This is a genomic window from Methylomonas sp. EFPC3 (genome assembly GCF_029643245.1).
GTDB classification, from domain to species: domain Bacteria; phylum Pseudomonadota; class Gammaproteobacteria; order Methylococcales; family Methylomonadaceae; genus Methylomonas; species Methylomonas koyamae_B.
Map to the genome: position 1 here is coordinate 1112232 of NZ_CP116398.1, position 21535 is coordinate 1133766.

At 55.1% G+C, this 21535-nt stretch carries 31 protein-coding genes; 12 read left to right on the top strand and 19 right to left on the bottom strand.

The genetic code is table 11. The annotated features are described in order from the left end of the window. Positions 1 to 53: 53 nt before the first annotated feature. From PL263_RS04965 to PL263_RS04975, 3 genes are all read right to left on the bottom strand, one after another. Positions 54 to 944, bottom strand: a complete 891-nt coding sequence (locus tag PL263_RS04965; protein ID WP_140911296.1) for an OmpA family protein — start codon at positions 942 to 944, stop codon at positions 54 to 56. 132 nt (positions 945 to 1076) lie between these two features. Further along, entirely contained in the window at positions 1077 to 1898 is an 822-nt protein-coding gene (locus PL263_RS04970; protein WP_278211962.1) for an MOSC N-terminal beta barrel domain-containing protein, read from the bottom strand. A gap of 11 nt (positions 1899 to 1909) precedes the next feature. After that, positions 1910 to 2299, bottom strand: coding sequence for a PilZ domain-containing protein (locus tag PL263_RS04975; RefSeq protein WP_278211963.1), 390 nt, complete (start codon positions 2297 to 2299; stop codon positions 1910 to 1912). A gap of 137 nt (positions 2300 to 2436) precedes the next feature. Here PL263_RS04975 and PL263_RS04980 point away from each other — a divergent pair, with 137 nt between their 5' ends. The 4 genes from PL263_RS04980 to PL263_RS04995 all read left to right on the top strand — a co-directional run bounded on the left by PL263_RS04980 (position 2437) and on the right by PL263_RS04995 (position 6766). Then, positions 2437 to 3669: an ABC transporter substrate-binding protein gene (locus tag PL263_RS04980; RefSeq protein ID WP_278211964.1), complete on the top strand. Its 1233-nt coding sequence runs from the start codon at positions 2437 to 2439 to the stop codon at positions 3667 to 3669. Positions 3670 to 3712: 43 nt separating this feature from the next. Next, positions 3713 to 5809, top strand: a complete 2097-nt coding sequence (gene uvrB / locus PL263_RS04985) for an excinuclease ABC subunit UvrB (protein WP_260839216.1) — start codon at positions 3713 to 3715, stop codon at positions 5807 to 5809. 176 nt (positions 5810 to 5985) lie between these two features. Continuing rightward, positions 5986 to 6276 (top strand): hypothetical protein, encoded by a 291-nt coding sequence (locus PL263_RS04990; RefSeq protein ID WP_278211965.1) that lies wholly within the window; start codon positions 5986 to 5988, stop codon positions 6274 to 6276. A gap of 127 nt (positions 6277 to 6403) precedes the next feature. Then, positions 6404 to 6766, top strand: a complete 363-nt coding sequence (locus PL263_RS04995) for a hypothetical protein (protein WP_278211966.1) — start codon at positions 6404 to 6406, stop codon at positions 6764 to 6766. Positions 6767 to 6781: 15 nt separating this feature from the next. Here PL263_RS04995 and PL263_RS05000 read toward each other — a convergent pair whose 3' ends face one another. The 12 genes from PL263_RS05000 to PL263_RS05055 form a co-directional block, all read right to left on the bottom strand. Then, positions 6782 to 7303, bottom strand: a complete 522-nt coding sequence (locus PL263_RS05000; protein ID WP_278211967.1) for a phage virion morphogenesis protein — start codon at positions 7301 to 7303, stop codon at positions 6782 to 6784. 101 nt (positions 7304 to 7404) lie between these two features. Then, positions 7405 to 8691, bottom strand: coding sequence for a PBECR2 nuclease fold domain-containing protein (locus tag PL263_RS05005; protein ID WP_278211968.1), 1287 nt, complete (start codon positions 8689 to 8691; stop codon positions 7405 to 7407). Next, on the bottom strand, positions 8688 to 8996 hold the full coding sequence (locus PL263_RS05010; RefSeq protein WP_278211969.1) for a hypothetical protein: 309 nt from the start codon (positions 8994 to 8996) through the stop codon (positions 8688 to 8690). The genes PL263_RS05005 and PL263_RS05010 overlap by 4 nt, the downstream gene beginning before the upstream one ends. Continuing rightward, the gene (locus PL263_RS05015; RefSeq protein ID WP_278211970.1) at positions 8993 to 10579 is read right to left on the bottom strand and encodes a DUF935 family protein; all 1587 of its coding nucleotides are present in this window, start codon (positions 10577 to 10579) and stop codon (positions 8993 to 8995) included. Before PL263_RS05015 ends, PL263_RS05010 begins: the two co-directional genes overlap by 4 nt. Positions 10580 to 10581: 2 nt before the next feature. Continuing rightward, positions 10582 to 10914 carry a hypothetical protein gene (locus PL263_RS05020; RefSeq protein WP_278211971.1) on the bottom strand — a complete coding sequence of 111 codons (333 nt, stop codon included), beginning with the start codon at positions 10912 to 10914 and terminating at the stop codon, positions 10582 to 10584. Beyond that, positions 10904 to 12652: a phage terminase large subunit gene (gene terL / locus PL263_RS05025; RefSeq protein WP_278211972.1), complete on the bottom strand. Its 1749-nt coding sequence runs from the start codon at positions 12650 to 12652 to the stop codon at positions 10904 to 10906. Before terL ends, PL263_RS05020 begins: the two co-directional genes overlap by 11 nt. A 182-nt stretch (positions 12653 to 12834) precedes the next feature. Continuing rightward, positions 12835 to 13329: a DUF1804 family protein gene (locus PL263_RS05030; RefSeq protein WP_278211973.1), complete on the bottom strand. Its 495-nt coding sequence runs from the start codon at positions 13327 to 13329 to the stop codon at positions 12835 to 12837. Positions 13330 to 13332: 3 nt separating this feature from the next. Beyond that, a complete protein-coding gene (locus PL263_RS05035) occupies positions 13333 to 13662 on the bottom strand; it encodes a hypothetical protein (protein WP_278211974.1) in 330 nt (109 codons plus the stop codon). Further along, complete coding sequence (locus PL263_RS05040; RefSeq protein ID WP_278211975.1) at positions 13643 to 14140, bottom strand: hypothetical protein; 498 nt, start codon at positions 14138 to 14140, stop codon at positions 13643 to 13645. The genes PL263_RS05035 and PL263_RS05040 overlap by 20 nt, the downstream gene beginning before the upstream one ends. Then, the gene (locus PL263_RS05045; RefSeq protein ID WP_140911049.1) at positions 14137 to 14448 is read right to left on the bottom strand and encodes a DUF4406 domain-containing protein; all 312 of its coding nucleotides are present in this window, start codon (positions 14446 to 14448) and stop codon (positions 14137 to 14139) included. The genes PL263_RS05040 and PL263_RS05045 overlap by 4 nt, the downstream gene beginning before the upstream one ends. Further along, the gene (locus PL263_RS05050; protein WP_278211976.1) at positions 14445 to 15098 is read right to left on the bottom strand and encodes a transglycosylase SLT domain-containing protein; all 654 of its coding nucleotides are present in this window, start codon (positions 15096 to 15098) and stop codon (positions 14445 to 14447) included. The genes PL263_RS05045 and PL263_RS05050 overlap by 4 nt, the downstream gene beginning before the upstream one ends. Continuing rightward, on the bottom strand, positions 15098 to 15439 hold the full coding sequence (locus PL263_RS05055; protein WP_278211977.1) for a putative holin: 342 nt from the start codon (positions 15437 to 15439) through the stop codon (positions 15098 to 15100). Before PL263_RS05055 ends, PL263_RS05050 begins: the two co-directional genes overlap by 1 nt. A gap of 160 nt (positions 15440 to 15599) precedes the next feature. Between PL263_RS05055 and PL263_RS05060 the strand changes: the two genes are divergently transcribed. From PL263_RS05060 to PL263_RS05080, 5 genes are all read left to right on the top strand, one after another. Further along, positions 15600 to 16100: a hypothetical protein gene (locus tag PL263_RS05060; RefSeq protein WP_278211978.1), complete on the top strand. Its 501-nt coding sequence runs from the start codon at positions 15600 to 15602 to the stop codon at positions 16098 to 16100. A gap of 15 nt (positions 16101 to 16115) precedes the next feature. Then, complete coding sequence (locus PL263_RS05065; RefSeq protein ID WP_278211979.1) at positions 16116 to 16817, top strand: DUF2786 domain-containing protein; 702 nt, start codon at positions 16116 to 16118, stop codon at positions 16815 to 16817. 130 nt (positions 16818 to 16947) lie between these two features. Continuing rightward, on the top strand, positions 16948 to 17091 hold the full coding sequence (locus PL263_RS05070; RefSeq protein WP_278211981.1) for a hypothetical protein: 144 nt from the start codon (positions 16948 to 16950) through the stop codon (positions 17089 to 17091). A gap of 38 nt (positions 17092 to 17129) precedes the next feature. Next, a complete protein-coding gene (locus PL263_RS05075; RefSeq protein WP_278211983.1) occupies positions 17130 to 17261 on the top strand; it encodes a hypothetical protein in 132 nt (43 codons plus the stop codon). 176 nt (positions 17262 to 17437) lie between these two features. Beyond that, entirely contained in the window at positions 17438 to 17719 is a 282-nt protein-coding gene (locus PL263_RS05080; protein ID WP_278211984.1) for a hypothetical protein, read from the top strand. A 284-nt stretch (positions 17720 to 18003) separates the two neighbouring features. Here the strand turns inward: PL263_RS05080 and PL263_RS05085 are convergent, their stop codons facing one another. The 4 genes from PL263_RS05085 to PL263_RS05100 all read right to left on the bottom strand — a co-directional run bounded on the left by PL263_RS05085 (position 18004) and on the right by PL263_RS05100 (position 19933). Next, the gene (locus PL263_RS05085) at positions 18004 to 18234 is read right to left on the bottom strand and encodes a hypothetical protein (RefSeq protein WP_278211985.1); all 231 of its coding nucleotides are present in this window, start codon (positions 18232 to 18234) and stop codon (positions 18004 to 18006) included. Positions 18235 to 18342: 108 nt separating this feature from the next. Further along, positions 18343 to 18996, bottom strand: a complete 654-nt coding sequence (locus tag PL263_RS05090) for a thermonuclease family protein (RefSeq protein ID WP_278211986.1) — start codon at positions 18994 to 18996, stop codon at positions 18343 to 18345. Further along, positions 18993 to 19517: a hypothetical protein gene (locus PL263_RS05095; protein WP_278211987.1), complete on the bottom strand. Its 525-nt coding sequence runs from the start codon at positions 19515 to 19517 to the stop codon at positions 18993 to 18995. The genes PL263_RS05090 and PL263_RS05095 overlap by 4 nt, the downstream gene beginning before the upstream one ends. 5 nt (positions 19518 to 19522) lie before the next feature. Further along, positions 19523 to 19933: a hypothetical protein gene (locus PL263_RS05100; protein WP_278211988.1), complete on the bottom strand. Its 411-nt coding sequence runs from the start codon at positions 19931 to 19933 to the stop codon at positions 19523 to 19525. Between the two features lie 38 nt (positions 19934 to 19971). Between PL263_RS05100 and PL263_RS05105 the strand changes: the two genes are divergently transcribed. The 3 genes from PL263_RS05105 to PL263_RS05115 are packed head-to-tail and all read left to right on the top strand — an operon-like array spanning position 19972 to position 21531. Further along, the gene (locus PL263_RS05105; protein WP_278211989.1) at positions 19972 to 20157 is read left to right on the top strand and encodes a DNA-binding protein; all 186 of its coding nucleotides are present in this window, start codon (positions 19972 to 19974) and stop codon (positions 20155 to 20157) included. After that, positions 20154 to 20480 carry a helix-turn-helix domain-containing protein gene (locus PL263_RS05110; protein WP_278211990.1) on the top strand — a complete coding sequence of 109 codons (327 nt, stop codon included), beginning with the start codon at positions 20154 to 20156 and terminating at the stop codon, positions 20478 to 20480. Before PL263_RS05105 ends, PL263_RS05110 begins: the two co-directional genes overlap by 4 nt. Continuing rightward, positions 20470 to 21531, top strand: coding sequence for a hypothetical protein (locus tag PL263_RS05115; RefSeq protein ID WP_278211991.1), 1062 nt, complete (start codon positions 20470 to 20472; stop codon positions 21529 to 21531). Before PL263_RS05110 ends, PL263_RS05115 begins: the two co-directional genes overlap by 11 nt. The last annotated feature ends 4 nt before the right edge of the window (positions 21532 to 21535 follow it).

A 21535-nucleotide genomic window follows, 5' to 3' on the forward strand; every position in this document is an offset into this window, starting at 1 on the left:
AAATAAGGCCGGAATTCCGGCCTTATTCGTATCTACGCTCCAGCGTGGCGGAATTATTGCCGGTAGTAAGGCTGCTGGTATTGCTGCTGTTGCGGATAGCCTTGCTGGTACGGTTGTTGCGGGTAGCCCTGCTGCGGGTATTGTTGCTGGTAGGGTTGGTTTTGCTGCGGATACTGTTGGTACGGCTGATTTTGTTGCGGATAACCCTGTTGCTGCTGCGGATAGCCTTGCTGTTGGTAAGGCTGGTTCTGCTGCGGATATTGTTGGTTTTGCTGGGCGGCGCCAGCGTTCTGGTTGGCGTTGATCGACAACTCCACCCGGCGGTTGATGGCCCGGTTGGCGTCGCTGGTGTTCGGCACTTTCGGCGAACTTTCGCCCATGCCCTGTTGCGAGATGCGCATCCGGTTCACGCCGCGTGACGATAGAAAATTGGCGACGCTGGTGGCGCGGGCTTCGGACAGACGCTGGTTGTCGGCATCCGAGCCGACATCGTCGGTGTGGCCGGTGACCGAAAGCGTCGAATCGGGATAGTTGTTCAGTACCCGGGCGACCGGATCCAGAGCATGTTGCGCCTCCGGCGTCAAATCCGATTTACCGAAGGCGAAGGTGACGTCGCTGGTGCTGGGCATGTTCAATACCAATTGGTTTTCGGCCGTACGCTGCACTTCGATACCGGTGCCTTGCAGCGATTGCTGCATCTCTTCCTGCTGTTTATCCATGTAATAACCGATACCGGCACCGACTGCGGCACCGGCCAAAGCGCCCAAGCCGGCGTTTTTCCAATCGTTGCCGCCGAACAGGGTACCGGCACCGGCGCCGACCGCGGCGCCGATGCCGGCGCCTTTGCCCAGATTGCTCATGCCGGACTGGCCGGTATACGGGTTGGTGGCACAAGCGCTCAGCAGCGCGGCGCTGATGGAAATGGCAAGTAATTTCTTATACATAGTCTTGGTCCTGGTTGTGATGCAAAAATCGTCGACGCCAATTTGGCATGCCGTCGGTTGCCGGAAATTTAAACGTCGTTTTCTTAAATCGTTCTTAAAATCGGCGGCGACCATTGCCGGGTGAGTTACCGGTTAAGGCAAAGGCGGCTGAGGCTCCCCAATTTCGTCGATCTGTACGCTCTGTCCCACGGCTAGGCTGCCCGATTTGTCATGCAACGCATTTTGCCCGAAATACACTTTGTTCTGCCATTTGCGTAGCCGGCTTAAGGTCGCCAACGGTTCTTTGCCGGAAATCGCGGTTTCCGGATCGATTGTCGGCACCGGGCAGCGCGAACAGGGTTTGGGCAGCCGGAAACCGATACCGTTGATGCTGACCCGCCGCCATCGGTCTTCGGCATAACTGTCGCAGCCGGAAACCACCAGATTGGGCCGGAAACGGACCATGTCGTAGTCCAATTGCATGGCTTGGTTCAAGGCCGTCAACGAACCCTCGGATACCAGCAAAAACGGAAAGCCGTCGGAGAACGCCGTTTGGTCGGCGACCGTCGCATAGTTGAGGTCGACTTGGCGGCGGTCCCCGGCGGCTTGGTATACCAGGCGACAATCGGTTTGCAAAAACTCGCTGAGCCAAGCGTCGGCTTCGGCACCGCAGGTTTCCGCTCCGCATTGGTCATGCCAGACAGTAACCTCGATGGTTTCGCTGCTGCTGGCGGTTAACGGCAATATCAGATCCTTTCTGCCGGGCGCCGACAGAATCAAGCGGTCGGCATCGATCCGGGTTTTTACCAGGGCCATTTGCGGTAAACGCCGTTGGCTGAGAAATTGACGGTCGCGGTCGATGAGCATCCATTTGCGGTCGTACAGCAGACCTTTTTCATCGACCGGCCATTGCGTAACCTGGAATCCGGACAAGGATTTGACCGGGTAGACATAGATTCGGCTGAGTGTCGGCATGGATTTTTGCTTTAGCTGAAATTCAAGTCGGTTTGGGTATGAAGTAGATGTTCGGCCAATTCGCTATTCAGACTGTCGAATTTGATGCCGTAGCGGTTTTGGTCGGCGTCATGGTGGACGACGGTGGCTTCGACCTTGAACCGTCTGCCGTCGCCGAATAGCAGAAACAGGCTAACCCGGCTTTTTTTTTTAATTTTTTTGCTGGTGATGACCGCGGCGCCGCGGCTGCTGATGTCGCGCAACAATACCGGAAACAGACGCGGAAACCAAAGGCTGTGTATTTTTACGGCCGCTTTGATGTCGTTGCGCAGATAGCGCACGGCAGTGCGTTTGTTGGACCATTCGCTATCAAGATCGATTTCTTGATCGAGAAAATCCATGGAAAAATCCGAATCAGACATAGCGAATGCCACAAGCAAGGAGTGGTTAAGTATTGAACCTAAACCGGTAAAATTCAATAGAAGCCACACGATTATCGGTTAGGCTTGCTGGCAATTTATCGATAAAATGCCGGGATCTTTACGGATAGCCGCAAAACATGAAAAAACTCCAACGCTTAGCCGCCGGCCTATTGATTCCATTCTGTTGCAGTGTGCCGCTACCGGTCGCGGCCAAGGCCAAACCGACTACGGCCGCCGCCAAGCCTCAAACCAAACCAGCCCCCGCGCCGGCCCAGCAAACGCCGAAGCAAATCGTCAAGATCGTGTACTTCGCGCAGGAACAGGTCGCGCCGCCGGCTTTGTCCAACTTGGACCCGTTCATTCCAAACAAAGGCGAGCTCGGCGCCGAGTTGGCGATTAGCGACAACAATACCACCGGCCAATTTACCGGCCAGCAATACGAACTGAAAAAAATCCTGGTCCCGGCCGGCGCCGATCCGCAATCCCTGTTCGATGGCATCGACGCCGACCTGGTGTTGCTTAATGTCGCGGCCGATCAATTGAATAAACTGGCCGATCGGCCGACCGCCAAAACCAAACTGCTGTTCGATGTCGCCAATAGCAGCGACGAGTTGCGCAACGCGGATTGCCGGCATAACGTCTTGCACATCTTGCCGAACCGGGCGATGCGCGCCGACGCCTTGGCACAATACATGTTAAAAAAGCGCTGGCAGAATTGGTTTTTAGTCGTAGGCCCGGCGCCGGAAGACAAACTCTACGCGGCCGCGATCAAACGCGCGGCCAAGCGCTTCGGTATGAAGCTCGTCGCCGAGAAAGAATGGAACCAGGATTACGACGCCCGCCGCACGGCCCAAGCCGACGTGCCGACCTTCACCCAGGTCGACGATTACGATGTGCTGGTAATTGCCGACGAGCAGGGCCTGTTCGGCGAATATCTGGATTACCGCACCTGGAAACCGCGGCCGGTGATCGGCACCCAGGGCCTAACCGCGACGGCCTGGCACCGGAGCCACGAACAGTGGGGTGCGGTGCAGTTGCAGAACCGTTTCAAGATTGCATCGGGGCGTTGGATGGAAGAGCAGGACTACGCCGCTTACCTGGCGGTCAGAGCCATCGGCGAGGCTAGTATCCGGACCAAATCCAACCAGATGCCGGCGTTGAAGGATTATCTTTTGTCCGATGCCTTTGCCTTGCAAGGTTATAAAGGCATGCCGCTGTCGTTCCGCAAATGGGACGGCCAGTTACGGCAACCCATCCTGTTGGCCGCGCCGCGCTCGCTGGTGGCAGTGGCGCCGATCGAGGGTTTTTTGCATCCGAAAACCGAACTCGATACGCTGGGCTTCGACCACCCGGAAACGGGTTGTAAATAATCATGGTTTCGACAAATCGGATCAATTCGGCAAGGAAGTCGGCATGAGTGACAAGCGGCGGATGGAGATCAGCCAGTCGGCGATATCCGGCGTACTGGCAGTGGAAGAGCCGTCAGTCAAGGGCAAAGGCTTCCAGCCAAAGCCGTTCAAAATTCAAAGCCGTTACCAACCGGCCGGCGACCAGCCCACAGCGATTCGACAATTAGTGGAAGGCATTAACGACGGCGAAGTTCACCAAACCCTGCTTGGGGTAACCGGTTCCGGCAAAACCTTCACCATCGCCAACGTGATACAGCAGACGCAACGGCCGGCGATGATCATGGCGCCGAACAAAACCCTGGCAGCCCAGCTTTACGGCGAGATGAAGGAGTTTTTTCCGGAAAACAGCGTCGAGTACTTCGTCTCCTATTACGATTACTACCAGCCGGAAGCCTACATTCCGGCTTCCGATACCTTCATCGACAAAGACGCTTCGCTGAACGAACACATCGAGCAAATGCGCTTGTCGGCGACCAAAGCCTTGCTGGAACGGCGCGATACCATCGTCGTTGCGACGGTGTCGGCGATCTATGGCTTGGGCGAGCCGGAATCCTATTTCCAGATGGTGTTGCATCTGGTGCGCGGCGATATGATCAAGCAGCGCGACATTCTGCGCCGGTTGGCGGAAATGCAATACACCCGCAACGATATCGAACTGCGCCGCGCGACTTACCGGGTGCGCGGCGACGTGATCGACGTGTTTCCGGCCGAATCGGAAGAACAGGCGCTACGGATCGAACTGTTCGACGACGAGATCGAACGTCTGTCGATGTTCGACCCGTTGACCGGCGAGGTCACCCAGCGTCTGGCCCGGTTCACGCTGTATCCGAAAAGCCATTACGTCACGCCGCGCGACCAGTTGCTCAGTGCGGTCGAAAAAATCAAGTTGGAATTGGTCGAACGGCTGGCGCAGTTGCGCGAAGACCATAAGTTAGTCGAAGCCCAGCGGCTGGAGCAGCGCACGCTGTTCGACATCGAAATGATTATGGAAGTCGGCTACTGCTCCGGCATCGAAAACTACTCGCGTCATTTGTCCAATCGCACTGAAGGCGAGTCGCCGCCGACTATGTTCGACTATCTACCGAAAGATGCGTTGGTCATTATCGACGAAAGCCACGTCACGGTGCCGCAGATCGGCGCGATGTATAAAGGCGACCGTTCGCGTAAGGAAACCTTGGTCGAATACGGTTTCAGACTGCCGTCGGCGCTGGATAACCGGCCGCTACGTTTCGAAGAGTTCGAGCGCATTTGCGGGCAGCGGATTTACGTGTCGGCCACGCCGGGCGGTTACGAGAAGGAACACGCCGGCGCCGTGGTCGAGCAAGTGGTGCGTCCGACCGGCTTGGTCGATCCGATCGTGGAAGTGCGGCCGGCCACCAGCCAGGTCGACGATTTGCTGTCGGAGATCAACAAGCGGATTGCGGTGCAGGAACGGGTGTTGGTGACGACATTGACCAAGCGCATGTCGGAAGATTTGACCGATTACCTGATGGAACACGGTATTAAGGTCAGGTATCTGCATTCCGATATCGAGACGGTGGAACGGGTGGAAATCATCCGCGATTTGCGGCTGGGGGTGTTCGACGTATTGGTCGGCATCAACCTGTTGCGTGAGGGTCTGGATATCCCGGAAGTCTCGCTGGTGGCGATTCTGGATGCCGATAAGGAAGGCTTTTTACGCTCGTTGACCTCGTTGATCCAGACCATCGGCCGCGCGGCGCGCAACGCCAACGGTAAAGTGATTCTGTACGGCGACAAAATCACCGGCTCGATGCAGCAGGCGATCGACGAAACCGAACGGCGGCGGGCGAAGCAGATCGAATTCAACAAGCAGCATAATATCCAGCCCCGCACCGTGTTCAAATCGGTCACCGACATCCTGGAGTTGGCGATTCCCGGTTCCGGCGGTTCGATCAGTACCGCCCGCGCCAAAGTGGCGGAACCGGCCGGCAATTACAAAGCGTTGACGCCGAAGCAGGCCGCCAAGACCCTCAAGCAATTGGAAGAAAAGATGTATCAGCATGCCAAGAATCTGGAATTCGAGGACGCCGCCCGGGTCAGGGATCAAATCAAACTGTTGCAGGCAGAGATGGCGGTTTGAGCGGATACCGGCGGTGGCAGACAAATGATTACCATCGTCTAAACTTTGAACTGAGTTGAAACAAAGCGACCGCGTCTGGGGTAAAACGTCCTTACATCTCGCTCCGCGTCAAGGTGACATGGCTAGCGCGACGCCGAAACATTGCTAGGAACGGTTCGAATTTTAAGTCCAAAAACATGATTGCCGCCAAACACTTGCTTACCGATAACGTCAGAATCCTGAAAAGCGAGGTCTCCAAAACCACCTACCAAGGCGTGGCCATCGCCCTGCTGGCGATCGTCTGTGCACTGTTGGCTTTGAGTTTTTATTACACCGGCGAGATCTCGTTCGCGGGCATCATAGTAGGGAGGGGGTGGAAACGGGACAGGTTAACTAACCCCATTTCGCCCGGAAACCCGCGAAAACACTGGATTCTCGCCGTAACGTCAAGAATCTTGAATTCCGGACAAAATCGGGCTCAATTGTAGGAAATATCCCGAGAATATCGGCATAAATTAGCCGCGTAATAAGGGTAATTTCCCCCGGTTTTCGCTTGAAAACCTGCCGCAACAGAGCGTCAATACCGTCAACACAACCTACCGACGGAGAGAAACAATGACGCAAATCATCCCGCAAACACAAAATATCGAATGGGGCTTTTGGGGCACTTTAGATGGGCATGCCGACCCGGCTGCCGCATGGCCCATAGCGGTTAAAAAAATTGCCGATGCCACCCACCAGCCGTTCGAAACCATCCAACCCTTTTTAGACAGCCGGTACGGCCGACAATTTGGCGATACCGTCCTAAACCACCTTTTAATAAAGCCCGACCTAACCGATGCGATCGCCGCCGCCGTTGACCAATGGATGAGTTGGACGATCAGCAACATGACCGCGAAAGAATACGGCATACCGAAAAACCTGCCATATCTAACCGGCTTCGTGATCCACTGTGAAGTCGTCGAATACGCCGATTAAATTCCCTTCAAACGATCATCGAACCCGGTTTAAAACCCGCGTGAGATGATCGATCGTGACATGCTCCACCAAATTCTTGTCGCTATCCGGAAAGCCCAGCAACTCCCGCTTGGGTAAGCCTGGATGATTCACCCGCCGCCGCACAATCCCCCCAAACGCCAACGCTTTCTTATTTCGCGGCCGAATCACATAGGGATCGGTACCGCCGTGGTGAATCGCCGCCAGCCTGGCATCCCTCGCACCGTCAAAACCCACAACCAACGTGTCGCCATCTATCTGATAAAGCAAACTGGCCAACATCCGCCCGGTTTTTTTCAGCGGCCCGCCCTTGCGCTTACCCTCAGACAACGTCATCGCAGACAGCGGCTTCCACTCCTTACCCTCCGGATCCACGCCTTTTTCATGCCGCTTCCGGTTAACCCGTAACAACGACTCGCCGATACTGCCCAGCATCTCCGCCGGTGTTGCAATCTCTCGCCTGGCCGCTTCCAAAATATGATCCAAGTGACTGGTATCAAACTCGATCTCAAATTGCATAATCGTTCATCGCCTATATAATAAGTATCATGGTGACGGAGCTGCGGTTCTGCATGGCCCTCAAACCCGATCCTGTTGCCAAGTTTGTGCAGAAACTTGGCTCAATCACCCTTCTTGAACACCAAGCGGCCATTGCGCTGCTTATCGAAATATTCCTCCCGCAAATCTTCGCTCGGCTGATTTGTCATAAACGTTGTTGAACCCGTCCAGCCATTGCTGCCCCACTCAAATACCGTCACGGCATAGGTTTTCTCGCCATCGATTGTAAATGCGCGCAGATAACGCCGCTTTAGCCGCCACTTACCTTTTTCGTGATGATCTTTAACCCACAGCCACCAGATTTCATCCGGCTCAATCAAGGCCATCGCCATCAAATTGATATAGCGCAACCGTTCGGCTTTGCGTTCGCTGGCCAGCCATTTGAAATCGCCTTTGCCGTCTTGAAATAGCGCCTTGGTAATCGCCAAGGTACTACCAGCCGCATCGGTAAATGCCACGCCTTGATCTATTGTTGCGCCAAAAATATCCAGATATTCCGCCACCGCATCTTCTGGCACAGCGCCCGGTGGATTAATGATTTTTGACGAAACATTCGTCGGTTTCGACTTACCTGGCTTTACAAAATCAGTAGGCCAGGGTTTATGGCGTTGTTGTAACGCCGCATCGGCCCCCGTCAACGGCGGAACCGTCAGCGGTTCCAGGTACGCCTTGCCGGGGTTATACGCAAACCCCGGATCAATCCCCTTCGGCACTCGAACAGTGCGCGGCGACGCACCTTTGCTGCCGACCGTCTTTTCCTCCCATTCGATCGGCGGCGCGGTGTCCGGGCCGGTCATGCCTTTGGCCTGCCAGGCCTGTTCCGCTTCGTAATTGGACAGCGAATTGACCCGGCACCGGCAACCCCAGCCATTCTGCGGCATGTGCGTATCCCACCAGACATCATCGGCGGATAAAATCAAACCATCCCAGGCCTTATGCTCCAACCGAGGATGCTCGATCGACGTATGGTCATACTCCCAATACGGTCGCAGATGCTTGACCGCCACCATTTGCTGATAGCGCCCAGCGTTGTACGACTGATTGATATTGGTGTCGTAGATCACCTTGCTCCGCCAGCCGGCGGAACCGTTATAACTCCAGCCGTGCTTGGCCACGATCTCGTCAAACCGCCCGCGAAAATCCTCATAACCGCCGCCGTTCTGCTTGGCATCGAAAATCGCGTTATAGAAGTCTTCGACCAGCGCATCGTGTGCCGCACCGGCTACGACAAAGGCGTGGCTGTGCTGCTCCTGCCAAATATCCGTCCAACTGGCGGTCGGCAGCCGGATCTTAGCCTTATAAAAATCAATCGCCTCTTTAAACGGCAGTTTGGCCGGCGAATCCGTCACAACGGTATCTCCCACAGCGCCAATTGGCCCTTGGTGCGGATCACTCTGCCGCCGTAAGGCACTTTGCGGCCGATCTTGCGCCAGCAATGCACCAACTCAAACCCGGCCGCGGCTAATTCGGCTTTCAAATCGGCGATATCGCCGCGATTGAGTTTACGTTGCGACAAATCCGCCGACAGCAGTACCGTATCCGGCCCGATTTTGTCCAATTTCACGACGGATACGAACGGCGCCGCATCTTCGAAACGCTTGCCGGGATCGAACGTCCGCGCCACGCCCTGCGTCCATTCGATATGCACACTCATTTTGCACCGCCGATATCGCCGCGCCCGGCCAAATGCGCCGCCGCCATGCCCAGCTGCAACGACCCGGCCCAGGCGTTACTATCCAAATTCAGCGCCTCGATGCCGGCAATCGCATCGTCAAACGAACCTGCCGCCGCCACCACCGCTGCAATCTGCTGAATCGCTGCCTCTTCGTGCGGCATGCACAGCGCAGCCAATTGTTGGCTGTAATTGCCGACGATATCGCCGTCTTGTTGTTTCCTGGCCAGCGCCGCCAGGCGGGACAGCGCAGCCCCGGCCGGACTCGACGCCGCAGCACGGCCGGCCGTCGTCAAAATCTTTGCCTGATCGCCTGCGCGCGGAATCTGCAACGCCCGGTGCGCCCAATCGACATCGATCTCCATGCCCAACGCTGCGCCTTTCTCCAGCACGTCGACCATCGCCTTTTGGTCCACTTCGTCGGACGTGTCGTAGCAAAATTCCGGCATGCGGTCTTCAGCAAACATCCCGTTCAACAGCACAATCGGCCGGACGATATCGCGGTTTACTGTCGGCTGGATCTGCTGCACGTCGTGCAGCATGATTTCGCGCCGCACCTTGTCGTGGATCGCTCCCAACGCATTGGTGCTGGTCTTGCCGTCCGCCTGGCTCGTCAACGTCCCGCCCAGGATGGCCATCGATTGCTTGCGCTCCCAATACTGGATCGCGTTCAAAAAATCGGTGACGTTGCCGGTCGAGCTTTGGGTGACAAAATCGATGGTCATGGTGCTGGGCACGATGCCGGCACCGTCGTTGCCAATATTGCGCACCGCGCGCAATAACTGGTCGCGTTCGGTCTTGCCAATGCCGGCCGGATACTTACCCAAGCGCAGCGGCATGCCATACACTTCCAGGAAGCGTTGCATGTCGCGCACGTTGTAGGCCTTGTACGCGTAGGTCCAAGCCAGAACCCGGAACAGCGCCGCCTGCTCGATGTAGCCCGACTTGGCCCGGTGCTCGTGAATCACCCAGCCCCACTCGCGTAGCGACTCCGGCATGCCGTTTTTGCGGTACATCAACTCACCGCTTTTGATATCAATCTGAAATTCCCGCTGCGGCACCCAATGTAAGGCCGCCGGCACCCATTCCGCGCCGGTGCGCCACTGAATCTCTTGTGCCGCCAAACCTTTACCGATCGCATCCGTTAAATCGAACAGCACGTCGGAAAAGCTTTGGTATTTTCGCTGCCCTGAATCGTCAACGCCTTTGATCTGGCACAGCATGTCTTTCAGCTCTTTGGCCCTGTCGATCTCGGCCTGGGTCGCGTCGTCCTTCGGATGCAGGTCCCAATTCAGCCCGGTCACCGCGCGGCGGCGCTTGGCCAGCTCCGAAAAAATATGCGCGTCCTGCTCTTCGACCAACTCGAACAGCGTCGCCTGATCGGTGATGAAACCCTGATCAGCCTGGGCAAACGCATTCGCCAGCCGGGTCGGGTCGAGGGTGTTGACGCTGTTGTAATTCATCGGCGTGCTTTGCGTTGAGCGGGCGCCGGCTTGCAGCACTTGCAGACCTTTTTTACTGACACCCGCCAGCGCGGCCAGGGCGGCTTTGGCTTGTTTAATCATGGTTATGACCCCAGCAATTTTCGACAAGCAACAATAAATTCAGGATCAAATAGATCTTCGTTGTATAGATTAAGCGTCCTTAGCAGTCGTTTTGCCTCATGTAACTCCTGCTCGATTTTTTTCAGAACAGGGTCAATCTCTGCACCATCCGAAATCAGTAAACCAAATGGATCGGAGCCAATATCTTTAGGATCGCGATTAGTTCCTGTCCATGGGTTAACTAGCCACGCGACTTTTCCGTGATACTTACGGTAATGATCTGCATTTGATGGAAACGGATTAGATGTCCCATAAGCGGGGCAGCAAATCATCAATTTATTTTGGTTAATCATCATCCCAATCCTCGTCATAATCGCTATTGCCCCGGCTGGTGGAGCGCCGCTGTCCGCGACTGCTGCCTGCCGACGTGTAATCCCACTCGCCGCCAAACTGTTTGGCGATCTGCCACAGCATTTCCAGCGCGTCCGGGCCGTCGTCGTGGTCCGCTTCCGGCCAAAACTTCAGCTGCTCGATCAGCGTGGACTGGCTGCGGTGCAGCCGAATCAGCCCGTTGTTGATGTGCGGTTGCAGGCTGATAATCCGCAGCGCTTTGTCAGTATCCGGTTGCACCGGAACGCCAGGAAACGCAATAGAACGGCGCGCCGCCTCTTTTATTAACTGTGTATGCAGAAAAAATTGAAACTGCACAGTTTCAACTGCCCACGCCAGGCAGTGATACTCAATCTGATAGTCAATCGCTCTGGTAATGATTAACTCAGGAACCCGCTTGCAGATGTCAGCCTCCACCACGTCCAGCACCATCTTTTTACGATCCAAACCGCCCACCAAAATCGCTGACGGGTCGCCTTTGACCGTGCCTTTTTTCCCAAGCGACGGGTCTATCGAGCCGAAAAACACCCAGTCAGACAGCCGGTTGACCCAAAACTGAATGTCCTTAAACGGCGCGTTCTCGTCGTTGCCGGCCTCGTTTTGCTGTTCCTGATTAAACGCATCGTGATCGGTCGCCCGCATGCACATCAGCCGGTACAGCGGCCGCACCTCCGGCCAACTGACCACCGCGCCGGCATCCATCAGGGCTTTGTTGGCTTCGTAAAACGCCAGCGCTTCGGCTTCGAACTGTTCCTTTTCCTCGTCTTCGCCGCTACGGGTGTACAGGGCTTCCCACTCATCCCACAGATCCATGCGGTCCGGCATTTTTACGATCGACTTAAATACCTTCTTGCGCCAACCCGGCTTGCGGCCCACACGATTAATAGCGGCGTCGTAATGTAGCGACGTGCCCACGTAAAATACGTCCATGCCGCCGCCCGGTCCGGCCAAGCCGATCACCGCCTTCAACACCACGTCTTCGATCTTGTCGCGTTGGCTTTTGACTTTAACGTTCTCGTCGTTTTCCAAATCGTCCAGAAAGATGGCATCAGGCCGGTGCGGGCCGTGCTTCATGCCCCGGATTTTCTTGCCGGTACCGCCGATGCGGACTTTGATATTGTTGTTGGTGATGGCCGTGGTGGACTGCCACTTTTTGCCGGCCCCTGTGCATTCCGGATAATCCATCAGCAAGCGGGGATTGGTGTCCAGCTCCGCTTTGATGGCTTCCAGCATCTCCGCCGCTTGCTCCTCCGTGTTCATGACGATGCCCATCATGTGCTTTCTAGCCTTCGCGGGTAATCCCAACGCCTGGACACCGCCTTTTTCGTCGATCAACACGGCCCGGCAGATGCACCACAACAAACCCAGCTGCGTTTCGTAGGTCGATTTAGCCTCGCCGCGCGGCGCCAGATGAACTTCGCGCGCATCCCGAGTGGCATCGATACATTCCGGCAGCCGCTTGAAAATAAACCGATGGAACTCGCTGAAATACGCCGTGGGCACGTAGTGCGGGAAATACGTATGGCAGAAAAATTGATAATCGAACAGGCAGCGCTCGCGGCGCTCCTTCGTCGCTTCCGGATCGGTGGCAAACGCCTCGCACTCCAGCTCGATCTGCTGGCGGATTTGCTCGCCGAGAACGGTCAGCTCTTTTTCGAACTCGCGCCAGTTGCGGACTTCTTGGATGTCGATGGATTCAGACATTTTTGCAGTCATGCGTTAACTTGGCAGCATCCAGCGCACCCATTAAGAACATATCCGCTTCCGCTTTTTTGAGAGTGATAGGCTCGGACCGTTTAGATTCATAACCGCACGGGCACACAAGCTTAAAACTGACTAACAATCGGTTTCGTTTGGCCGGCGATATCGCCTCAATCAATCGCAAATCAGCCATACCTTTTCCCCAACACCGCCCCAATCTCCTCAATGTGCGGCTGCAAGGCTCGCAGCGCTTGCGGATCGCGCTTTTGCAACAAATCGACCACGGTTTTCAGCGTATCCAGCGCCACCGATAAACCACTAAATTGCGGATTGATGCGCGAAAAGGCCTTGGCAAACTTGGCATGGGCGTCAGCCAGCTGCGACAGCACGCCGGCTTTCTCGTGGGCGGGAATGGTCGAGTTGTCCAGCTCGCGCGTCGTGGTCAACACCAACCGGGCAAAATCTTCGATCATGTTCTTGTTCAGCTCGTCGATGCCTTGCTCGCTGACGCGGTAGGCGGCCCGCGCGGTGTCCCAATCGTCGCCCCGTTCCTTGCCCAGACGCTTCCACTCGCGCGCCGTGTCGTAGCTGACATTGCAGCAAGCGGCAGCGGCCGTCAGCGCCATGCCTTCCACGTACATGCGGCGGACGTTGGCCCGCGTTTCCGGCGTGTGGGCCATGTGCTAGACCACTCGCTTCAAAATCTCGACCAGCCCGGCTACCAGCGCGCCGCTGGCACCGCCACCCAAGGCGCCCAGCTTGGCCACCTTCTCGATGATGCGTTTGTCCTCGCTTTGCAGCTCGCCGATCTTGGTTTCCACCGCATCCAACCGACCGGACAACCGATCTTCCAGACGCTCGATGCGCTTGTTGCTGGTGTCTTCCAACCGGCGCATGTCCTCGCGCAAATGCTCAATGCTGGCTAGTACTGCCGCATGCATGGCGCGGATTTCGCCGGTCAAGTGGCCAATCTGTTGGGCCAGCGCGGCTTCGTTATTGTTCTGTTCGGTCATCGGGACGTCCTTCTTCGTAATCGATCAATGCGCCGAGCCGGGCTCGGCAGGTTTCGTATTGGCCTTGGGCGTTGCCGATCCAGCCGGCGACGTCGGTATCGGTGGCAATGGCGGCACTCTCTGCAACAGATGCGCCGGCGGCTTGGGGCACGGTACGCGGGGCGCCGTTGAGCAGGCGGACAGCAGCATCGCCAAGACAAGCGCGACCAGTAGTAACTTTAGAAACGGCACGGGTCACCTCCAGGGTGCGTAGGATTAAATCGGATTCGGTGTGCGCCAACCGATTGGACAGCGCATCGCCGCGGGCTTTCTCGTCGACAAACCGGCGGTGGTAAATTTGCGCAGATGCGGCCACAGCCTTGGCCTGGCTGGCTTCCATGATTGCAATCCGTTCGCCCATTACCGCTTCGGTCACATAGACGCCGCCGCCCAGGCCGCAGATCAGGCCGGCCAAGCCGGCTATCGCTAATGGATTCATGCGTCCTCCGCAAGAAGATCGCCCACCATACGGATAGGCATGGATAATTGCGTCGCCACTTCATGCTCCAGCTGGGCGCCGCGCGATTGCTCCCAATTCGGTAAAAACACGGCCATGTCGCAGGTCAACATCTGCCGAATGGATAGCCGCATATACTCACGCCAACTGTTGCCCTCGGGTACCGGATTCTCGGCCGGGTTTTCCACGTGGTAACCCTTGGCGCGCAGCTTTTCGGCAGTTGCGTTGAACAGCGGGTAATTGAAGTCGGCAATGCCGGACATCGGGCCGGCGAGATAAATGCGAGTCATGGCGTAACCTCCCCGCCCCAAGCGGAGTAGAGAGGTTGCAGAGTAAATAGAATGCGCCGGGGATAACCCAGGTTTTCGGCGCAATGCACGGCCGCGCGGCTGGCCGATCCGCAAGCGCGGTCCACCTCCGCGCGCTGATAGCTGCCGGCGTTTTTAGCCTCGTTCAACCAATGTCCCAGGCCGCCGTTGTAACTGCGCAATGCTGCCCAATGCCGGTCGAAATCAGAATCACCCGATACCCGTTGATACAGCCAGCGGTCATACCCCACCAAGGCACGCATCGACCAAACCGGATTAGTCGGTTGGCAATCCTCGGCTGGTAGGCGCTGCACCTGGCACCACCACACCGCCGTGGCCGGCATGAACTGTGCCATGCCCCTGGCGCCGACGCGGGACACCGCCTCCGGCCGCCAGCCGCTCTCTTGATGGATTTGCGCGGCAAACGCCGCCACCGGCGCAGCCAATCCCCATTCAGCATGGGCGATGCGAGTAAGCTCGGACCGATAAGCGATAGCGGCGCGCGGTACGATAGGTGCGGCCTGGGCCGGACCGGACAGCAAATGCACGCCCATCAATATCACCAGAATGCCGCCGAACAACGCCAGCAATTCGCGGGCGATGTCGGCCAAATGTAAGCTGCGGCGTGCCATTACGCCCCCAAGCTCACGGCCAGCATCGCGGCGGCCACAATCAGAGCCCGGCGCAGCATCGCCAGGGCAAACACCACGTGATAGTGTTTATTGACGCGAAAATCCGCATCCTCAGCCGAACACTCGGCGTGATACCGCCTGTCCGGATGATGTCGTAAATACCCATCCGGCCGCGCATACGGAAACAACGCCCGGTCCAGGTAATAACCCACCACGCCGGCCGTCGTCACCAGCGCGACCTTAAATAGCGCTACGCCGATCTGCTGCGGATACAGCAGCGCAATCACGGCCAACAGCAGCAGGCTTATGCCCGCCCACACAGACAATCTCGGTAATTTCATCTCAGTCTCCTGCGTTAATGACGATTCAAAAACGAATCAAATGCAGGGTGAAATTTACGCGCGCGCGCGAAGGCCGGTCAGGCTGGAAACGTTTCCAGGGTAAGCAACGGCAGGCCGGCGGCGTATCGTTCGCCGCGTCTTAACCCAACAGGAAACTCCGATGACACTAACACTCAGAATCGTGCAATGGCTGCTGTACCTGCCGCTGCATTTGCTGGTCGCCGTTGCCCGCTACCCGCTGGCGCCCGTTGCCGTGGCGTCCTTTACCACAAACGACAAACGCTTTTTGCTGTTTCCATTCACCTGGCTGGAAACCATCGACAACGATCTGTCCGGCGACGACGGCTGGCGCACCGAGCATATCCGCCCCGGCAGCGACCCGCTTAGCCTCTGGAACCGCATCCGTTGGCTGTGGCGCAACGGCGGCAACCGAGTTAACTACATGGTGCTGGGATGTCCGGACGATCCGAACTTTCGCGCTGATTGGGGCGACACGCAGGACCGCGACGCTCTCTGGATACGCGACGACGGCTATTGGATGATCAGAGGCCATATCCCGATCGGCCGCAAATACCTGTATCTTTTTGTCGGCTGGTCCTTATTCGGACCGCTCTGCGCGCGCTGTAAATTCACCTGCACCATCCGGATCAAAACCAATTAGCCGGGGTAATGTGTGATGACGCCTGACGACTTGAAAAAAATCGCAAACAAAATCGCCAAATGTCTGGCCCTGGCGAGTAGCGACAACCCGGCGGAAGCCGAAGCCGCCAAACGCCAGGCCGATGCTTTGATGCAGAAGTACAACCTCACCAGTGGTGACGTGGCCGCGGCCAATGTCCATGACGAAACGGTCGATACCGGTGCCGCCTTTAAGTTGCCGCCCTATCTGGGCGATCTGTCCGTCATTATTGCCAAGGCCTTTGGCTGCGGCGTGGTCTGCGAGCTGGGTTTCATCAATATCCATACCCAGGTGCGTTTTTTTGGGCTGGGTATCAAGCCGGAGCTGGCCGCGTACACCTACGATGTGTTGCGCCGCCATGTGCAGCGCGACCGCGCGGCATTCAACGCCGGCCAGAGCAGCCGCCTGAAACGCGCAACGAAAATCAGGCGCGCCGACTTGTTCTGCCAGGCCTGGGTTCAACGCATCGCCAAGCAGGTCAACGAATTCGCCGGCAATGAAGCCGAGCGACAAGCCATTGCCGCCTTCAAGCAGCAAAAGTACGGAGACATGTTAAGCGACGATACACGGCCCGGCGCATCCACCAAGCACGGCAACGACTGGCAAGCCAGCGCCGCCGGCTACCAAGCGGCGGCGGACGTGTCATTGCATAAACCGGTGCAGGCTAAGCGCGGCGCGTTGTTGGGGGTATCGCCATGAAAGCCGGCGTACTGATTCGCTGGGGTAGCGTGTGGATCGGCGCGCATTGGTCGCCGTACAACAAGCGCCTGTGCATCAACGTCCTGCCGTGCGTGACTGTTTGGATTGTGTTTCCGGGAGGGAATAAACCGTGAAAAACCTGTTTTTACAACTGACGCTAAAGAATGCTCTGGTATGGCTATTCAGCTGGTGTATCTGGGGTTTGGCTCATCACGAGGTTGCTACCGAATGTAGACTTCTCGGCCGGTTTTACGTCGGCAGCCAGGTGTTCTAATGCCATCCGAATGACCTAAACCTGGGCAGCGATGAAGAATGATTGAGTTTATAGCGGCCTGGTTGATTTTCGGTGGGCTGGCAATCAATACCGGCAGCCCTTTGGCATCTTTCTTTTTTGGGGTTGTCACTGGCGTGCTCTGGGCCGTTTATGCAATGGTCGTCAAATGACCTGGCAAGCGCGAGCCGACCGCAACTACCAGCGCATCAAGGCGTTTTACGAGAGCAATGGCGGCACGAAATGGAAAGAAGTGTCCGCCGATCCGAGATTTTTTAACCGCGTATGGCGGGCGATGTTGAGATTGCCTACTGGCTATAATCCGCCATCAATCGATAGGAGATAAAGTATGTTTGCGAAATTGTTCGGCCCAGATGACGACCAAGTTTTGGTGAAATTGGATGAGGGTGAAAATGGACCAGAAGTTAGGTTTTTTTGCGAACCGCCAGGATTGGGCGTTTGCTCGATCGCGGTTCAATTTACAGAATCCGACAGTGCATGGAATAAAGCAAAGGCTTATTTCAACGATATAGATGAGACCAAAGCTATTGGCACAGCCCGTCGGTTTAAAAGGGAGTTAATAGGGCAATTTAATGAATTTAAAGAAGCGTCTATATCTACTGGAGATTAGTTTTGAATATACCGACACCAGGCACACAAGTGACGAAACAAGGTGTAACACTCACCGTTGATTTTGTTCATAACGGCGAGGTGTATTACATGAAGCATCGCCGAAAACCAGACGGAGAACCAGATTCAGTATCGAGTGATTGGTCTCGGTTTTTAGGGTTATTCAGGGTGCCTATCTCAGTATGGGTCACGCAAGCGGGTTAAAAACGAGAGCCTAGAGCTCCATGCAGAGCGCCGCGAGCGCCTACACTCAGAGCGCCTCTGAGCGCCTTTTTATGGGTTAGTTTATGGAATTTCAGATGGAATAGGACGCCGAATACCAGGTATAAAACGGTTTCCTTTTGCAACATCCAGTCCGGAGTCATTTAATTGCGCTACGTAAATGCCCCCTGTAACTCTGACAACTATCGTGTTAGCTGTTTGCTCAAGCCAAGACAGTTCTATATAAAGTTGGTCATGACTAATCGCATTCCCAAACTCATTCAACGCAAACAGCAATAATTCTTGATTAGCCATGTAGGTTGTCTGTTGACTGAGAATTTGTAGAATCAAAAACCTAATATCAGACTGTTTAAATTCCCGGATTTTTTTCTCAGAGTCAGCGTTCATTTCGAATTATAAAATTTAACGACAAATAGACTCGCAAGGAATCCCGTCATGGTCGCGATCCAGCCGAGAAAGGCCGCAGTCGTTCAGGTAATGCTTCGCCTCGGCGCAACTGTTCATCTGCCCGCAGGTACGTTTCGCCCCACAATTACCACCGTCCCCAAAACCGGGTAAATCATCATCGGCTTTCGCCGTTGGCGCGGCTTTCTTGGGTTTACCTCCATGCCTGAACTCCCAGGGTGGAGTCGGTTCAGCATCCGCCCATAAGCCCACGCCAGCGGCCTTCGCAGATTCTTCCAGGGCGGCAATATTTTGATCGGTCAGATATTGCCTATAGGCCCAGGCAAAGCCACGTTTTACCTGTTCGGCATTGGCATCGACACCATTGCACTTAATGCGTCCAATCGTCCGTTTATATTTATCCGTGCCTTTGTCCTCTACGACGGCGGACTTTTTAAAACAAAGCTCGGACAATGATTGCTTGGCCTGAGTGCCAAACGCTTGCTTGGATTCAGGCGCATCAATTTCAGCCAAGCGGATTTTGATCTGCTTTTTCTGAGCATTCAAAACCGTCAATGTGTCGCCGTCGGATATGCCGACGACGGTCCCGGTCCATTCGTTTGCGAACGCCAGCAAAGGGGTCAGGATTAACAAGGGGAATAGTTTTTTCATTTTGATTGTTCAATAGTCGCTTTTGTAATAAGAGCAATCCATAAGCCATCATTCATGCCGCATGAAACAGTAAAATTTTTGACTGTTTTTTTCAGTGCGCCTGGATGACCTGTGGCGTATATGTCCACACATAATTTTTCAAGTTCACCGGCTTCAGAACTCGGGCCGAATATAGTCGTTCCTACTAATGATCTGACGTTGAATAAATCTAATTCTTCACTTTTATTGTCTGATTTTGATATCACCCCTATCGCATAAGGATGACCATTTTTCTTGTCGATATTGATAGTAACTATCGCATTGGGTAGTACGTAATGCTGTAAGGTTACGAACTGCTCGTTTTCCGCCGCTTTCTCCATCTTTGACTTCGCAGGCAGCTTTTTCATGCCGTCCACTTTTGAAGCTAGAGAGTTATAGGTTTCTATTAACTGATCGGCAGATATTTTGAATGTTGGTGGATTAGCGCTTTGGCTATCCATCGAAAAGGTAAGAATAGCGGCAGACAATGTTTTTTTGATCATGCTTTTTATCCTTCTATGGCCGGCTCTAATTTCTGTTCGGGCCATTCAATACCATTTGAAATCCTCAAGAAGTTAAGACCGTCTAGGCCTTGTTGTGCCAATCCTTTGGTAGCCAGTGCGCGGCATTGGCGTAAGTACGCCAGTTCAATAGGTGAGCCAGCGACGTTTTCGAAGCGTTCGCCACTAATCACATACCCGACATCAACCCCTAGCATTGCCACTTTGGCCAGATAGCTTCCTTTGGGTGTAGTCCGGTTTGATTCGTATGCGTGCTGCGTTTGCTTTGTCGTACCGCCAGCCTCCGCAAATACAGGCTGCGTAAGCTTTAGACGCTCGCGCTCCTCTCTCAATCTTTCCCCGATAGTCATAATAATCTTTCTCTTTTTGTTATTGACAGGGAAAGTTTTCTTTCCCATAATAAGCCATCATCAATTATCACGATGGAGCTTAGAGCATGACACTTGAACAAGTCAAAACCGAGTTCGCCAATCGGGGCGAAACCTTCAGCGATTGGGCCAAGACCCATCAATTCAAATATTCAACCGTACTGGCCGTTATCAACGGCACGAATAAAGGTCGTCGGGGAGAGGCGCACCGCGTGGCGGTGGCACTCGGTCTGAAACAAGGAGAAGCCGCATGATTACCGATGGAATTGTTAGAAATAGCCGGATAGGTATTGGTGTCGAAATTGGCTTGTCAACACCTCGTGATACCAAAACTGTGAATGCCGTACGGTCTCTTTCAACTGCCGTTCAGTCATCAATTGGAAGTCGGTTAAGAGAAGAAAGAAAAAGATTAGGATTTTCTCAGGCTGCTTTTGGCGGCAAGGTAGGGGTTGGCAAGCAGGCAGTAGTTAAATGGGAAGATGATCGTCGTTCTCCATGCGCTAGATACCTAGCACTTGCTGGTGATTTGGGTATGGACATTGGCTATATCGTGACAGGGGGGCGTCATGGCCAATGATCAATTTATAGATTTGGGTATCGGTGCTGCACCAGTTGGTGAGCTAGATATGGACTTGCCGCCAGCGCGCACCTTTGTTGACGGCGAGTTGATCAATATCGATACCGATGCGCAGTCATTAACGCCAGTAGCCAGTCAGGAACAAACTCAGCTACAGGTATGTTTACGCGATTTTGGCTTGTCCGATTTGGGCGTAAGCGAACTGATGACGATTGGTATCGAAGAGCTGAATACCAGTATGCTCAAGGCCTGCCGGGCCGGAGCGGCCTTTTGGGCGGCTCAGGAAGCGGTTAAAAATGCCGACTACGCCGGCGGCGTAGTCGGTGATTTTAAAGCATGGATTGAGAAATCCGGTTTAGTTGAAGCGCGAGTTTACGAGTGCATACGTCTCGCCAAATACTACGCTCGCCTGCCTGAAAGCCAACGCGGCAAGATGTTGAGCATCGGCAAAAAACAAGCGTTATTGCTGGCTAAGCTGCCACAAGAGGTCATAGACCGCGTTGCCGAAAACGGCACCGATGTGCTCGACGAAGCCGAAACCATGACCTACGACCAACTGCGCGATCTGCTGAAAACCGCCGAGCGGCGCAATCAGCAGCTGAACGCCGAGGTCGAGCACCGCGACGCCCTGATCAACAAGTTCAAGCAGCGCGACAACCGCGACTACGAGTTCCATTGGAAAACCCACACCGTCCGCGAAGAGTGCTTGGCGTACCAAGCCGAATGCGAAGTGGCGTTAAACAGCCTGCAAGCGGTGTTTAACGAGCAGTTGAACGATATGGAAGTAGCCGAGAAAGAGCTGCGGATCGAGCAATTGTGGGTGACCGCCAACGTAATTGCTGCCCGCGCCGCCACGGTTATGGAGCATATCCGCCTAAATAGTTTGGTCGATCTGCCCAACACTATCACCAGCAAGCACATGCTGACCGACGACGAGGCGCAGCGCTGGCTGCTGGATTACCCGTTGATTGAGCGCAAGCACGAAGCGGCCAAAGCCAAGCGCGAAGACGCCCGGCCAAATCGCCCAGGCCGCCCCAAAAAGGACAAATAGAGGG

Coding starts and splice junctions, on each gene's coding strand:
- PL263_RS05080 (WP_278211984.1), top strand. CDS start 17,438: ATGTTTGCGAAATTGTTCGGCCCAGATGACGACCAAGTTTTGGTGAAA.
- PL263_RS05095 (WP_278211987.1), bottom strand. CDS start 19,517: ATGATCAAAAAAACATTGTCTGCCGCTATTCTTACCTTTTCGATGGAT.
- terL (WP_278211972.1), bottom strand. CDS start 12,652: ATGTCTGAATCCATCGACATCCAAGAAGTCCGCAACTGGCGCGAGTTC.
- PL263_RS05115 (WP_278211991.1), top strand. CDS start 20,470: ATGGCCAATGATCAATTTATAGATTTGGGTATCGGTGCTGCACCAGTT.
- PL263_RS05060 (WP_278211978.1), top strand. CDS start 15,600: ATGACACTAACACTCAGAATCGTGCAATGGCTGCTGTACCTGCCGCTG.
- PL263_RS04980 (WP_278211964.1), top strand. CDS start 2,437: ATGAAAAAACTCCAACGCTTAGCCGCCGGCCTATTGATTCCATTCTGT.
- PL263_RS04970 (WP_278211962.1), bottom strand. CDS start 1,898: ATGCCGACACTCAGCCGAATCTATGTCTACCCGGTCAAATCCTTGTCC.
- PL263_RS05075 (WP_278211983.1), top strand. CDS start 17,130: ATGATTGAGTTTATAGCGGCCTGGTTGATTTTCGGTGGGCTGGCAATC.
- PL263_RS05055 (WP_278211977.1), bottom strand. CDS start 15,439: ATGAAATTACCGAGATTGTCTGTGTGGGCGGGCATAAGCCTGCTGCTG.
- PL263_RS05085 (WP_278211985.1), bottom strand. CDS start 18,234: ATGGCTAATCAAGAATTATTGCTGTTTGCGTTGAATGAGTTTGGGAAT.
- PL263_RS05020 (WP_278211971.1), bottom strand. CDS start 10,914: ATGATGATTAACCAAAATAAATTGATGATTTGCTGCCCCGCTTATGGG.
- PL263_RS05105 (WP_278211989.1), top strand. CDS start 19,972: ATGACACTTGAACAAGTCAAAACCGAGTTCGCCAATCGGGGCGAAACC.
- PL263_RS04965 (WP_140911296.1), bottom strand. CDS start 944: ATGTATAAGAAATTACTTGCCATTTCCATCAGCGCCGCGCTGCTGAGC.
- PL263_RS05090 (WP_278211986.1), bottom strand. CDS start 18,996: ATGAAAAAACTATTCCCCTTGTTAATCCTGACCCCTTTGCTGGCGTTC.
- PL263_RS05045 (WP_140911049.1), bottom strand. CDS start 14,448: ATGACTCGCATTTATCTCGCCGGCCCGATGTCCGGCATTGCCGACTTC.
- PL263_RS05065 (WP_278211979.1), top strand. CDS start 16,116: ATGACGCCTGACGACTTGAAAAAAATCGCAAACAAAATCGCCAAATGT.
- PL263_RS05015 (WP_278211970.1), bottom strand. CDS start 10,579: ATGATTAAACAAGCCAAAGCCGCCCTGGCCGCGCTGGCGGGTGTCAGT.
- PL263_RS05010 (WP_278211969.1), bottom strand. CDS start 8,996: ATGAGTGTGCATATCGAATGGACGCAGGGCGTGGCGCGGACGTTCGAT.
- PL263_RS05110 (WP_278211990.1), top strand. CDS start 20,154: ATGATTACCGATGGAATTGTTAGAAATAGCCGGATAGGTATTGGTGTC.
- PL263_RS05000 (WP_278211967.1), bottom strand. CDS start 7,303: ATGCAATTTGAGATCGAGTTTGATACCAGTCACTTGGATCATATTTTG.
- PL263_RS05040 (WP_278211975.1), bottom strand. CDS start 14,140: ATGAATCCATTAGCGATAGCCGGCTTGGCCGGCCTGATCTGCGGCCTG.
- PL263_RS04990 (WP_278211965.1), top strand. CDS start 5,986: ATGATTGCCGCCAAACACTTGCTTACCGATAACGTCAGAATCCTGAAA.
- PL263_RS04995 (WP_278211966.1), top strand. CDS start 6,404: ATGACGCAAATCATCCCGCAAACACAAAATATCGAATGGGGCTTTTGG.
- PL263_RS05050 (WP_278211976.1), bottom strand. CDS start 15,098: ATGGCACGCCGCAGCTTACATTTGGCCGACATCGCCCGCGAATTGCTG.
- PL263_RS05035 (WP_278211974.1), bottom strand. CDS start 13,662: ATGACCGAACAGAACAATAACGAAGCCGCGCTGGCCCAACAGATTGGC.
- PL263_RS05030 (WP_278211973.1), bottom strand. CDS start 13,329: ATGGCCCACACGCCGGAAACGCGGGCCAACGTCCGCCGCATGTACGTG.
- uvrB (WP_260839216.1), top strand. CDS start 3,713: ATGAGTGACAAGCGGCGGATGGAGATCAGCCAGTCGGCGATATCCGGC.
- PL263_RS04975 (WP_278211963.1), bottom strand. CDS start 2,299: ATGTCTGATTCGGATTTTTCCATGGATTTTCTCGATCAAGAAATCGAT.
- PL263_RS05100 (WP_278211988.1), bottom strand. CDS start 19,933: ATGGGAAAGAAAACTTTCCCTGTCAATAACAAAAAGAGAAAGATTATT.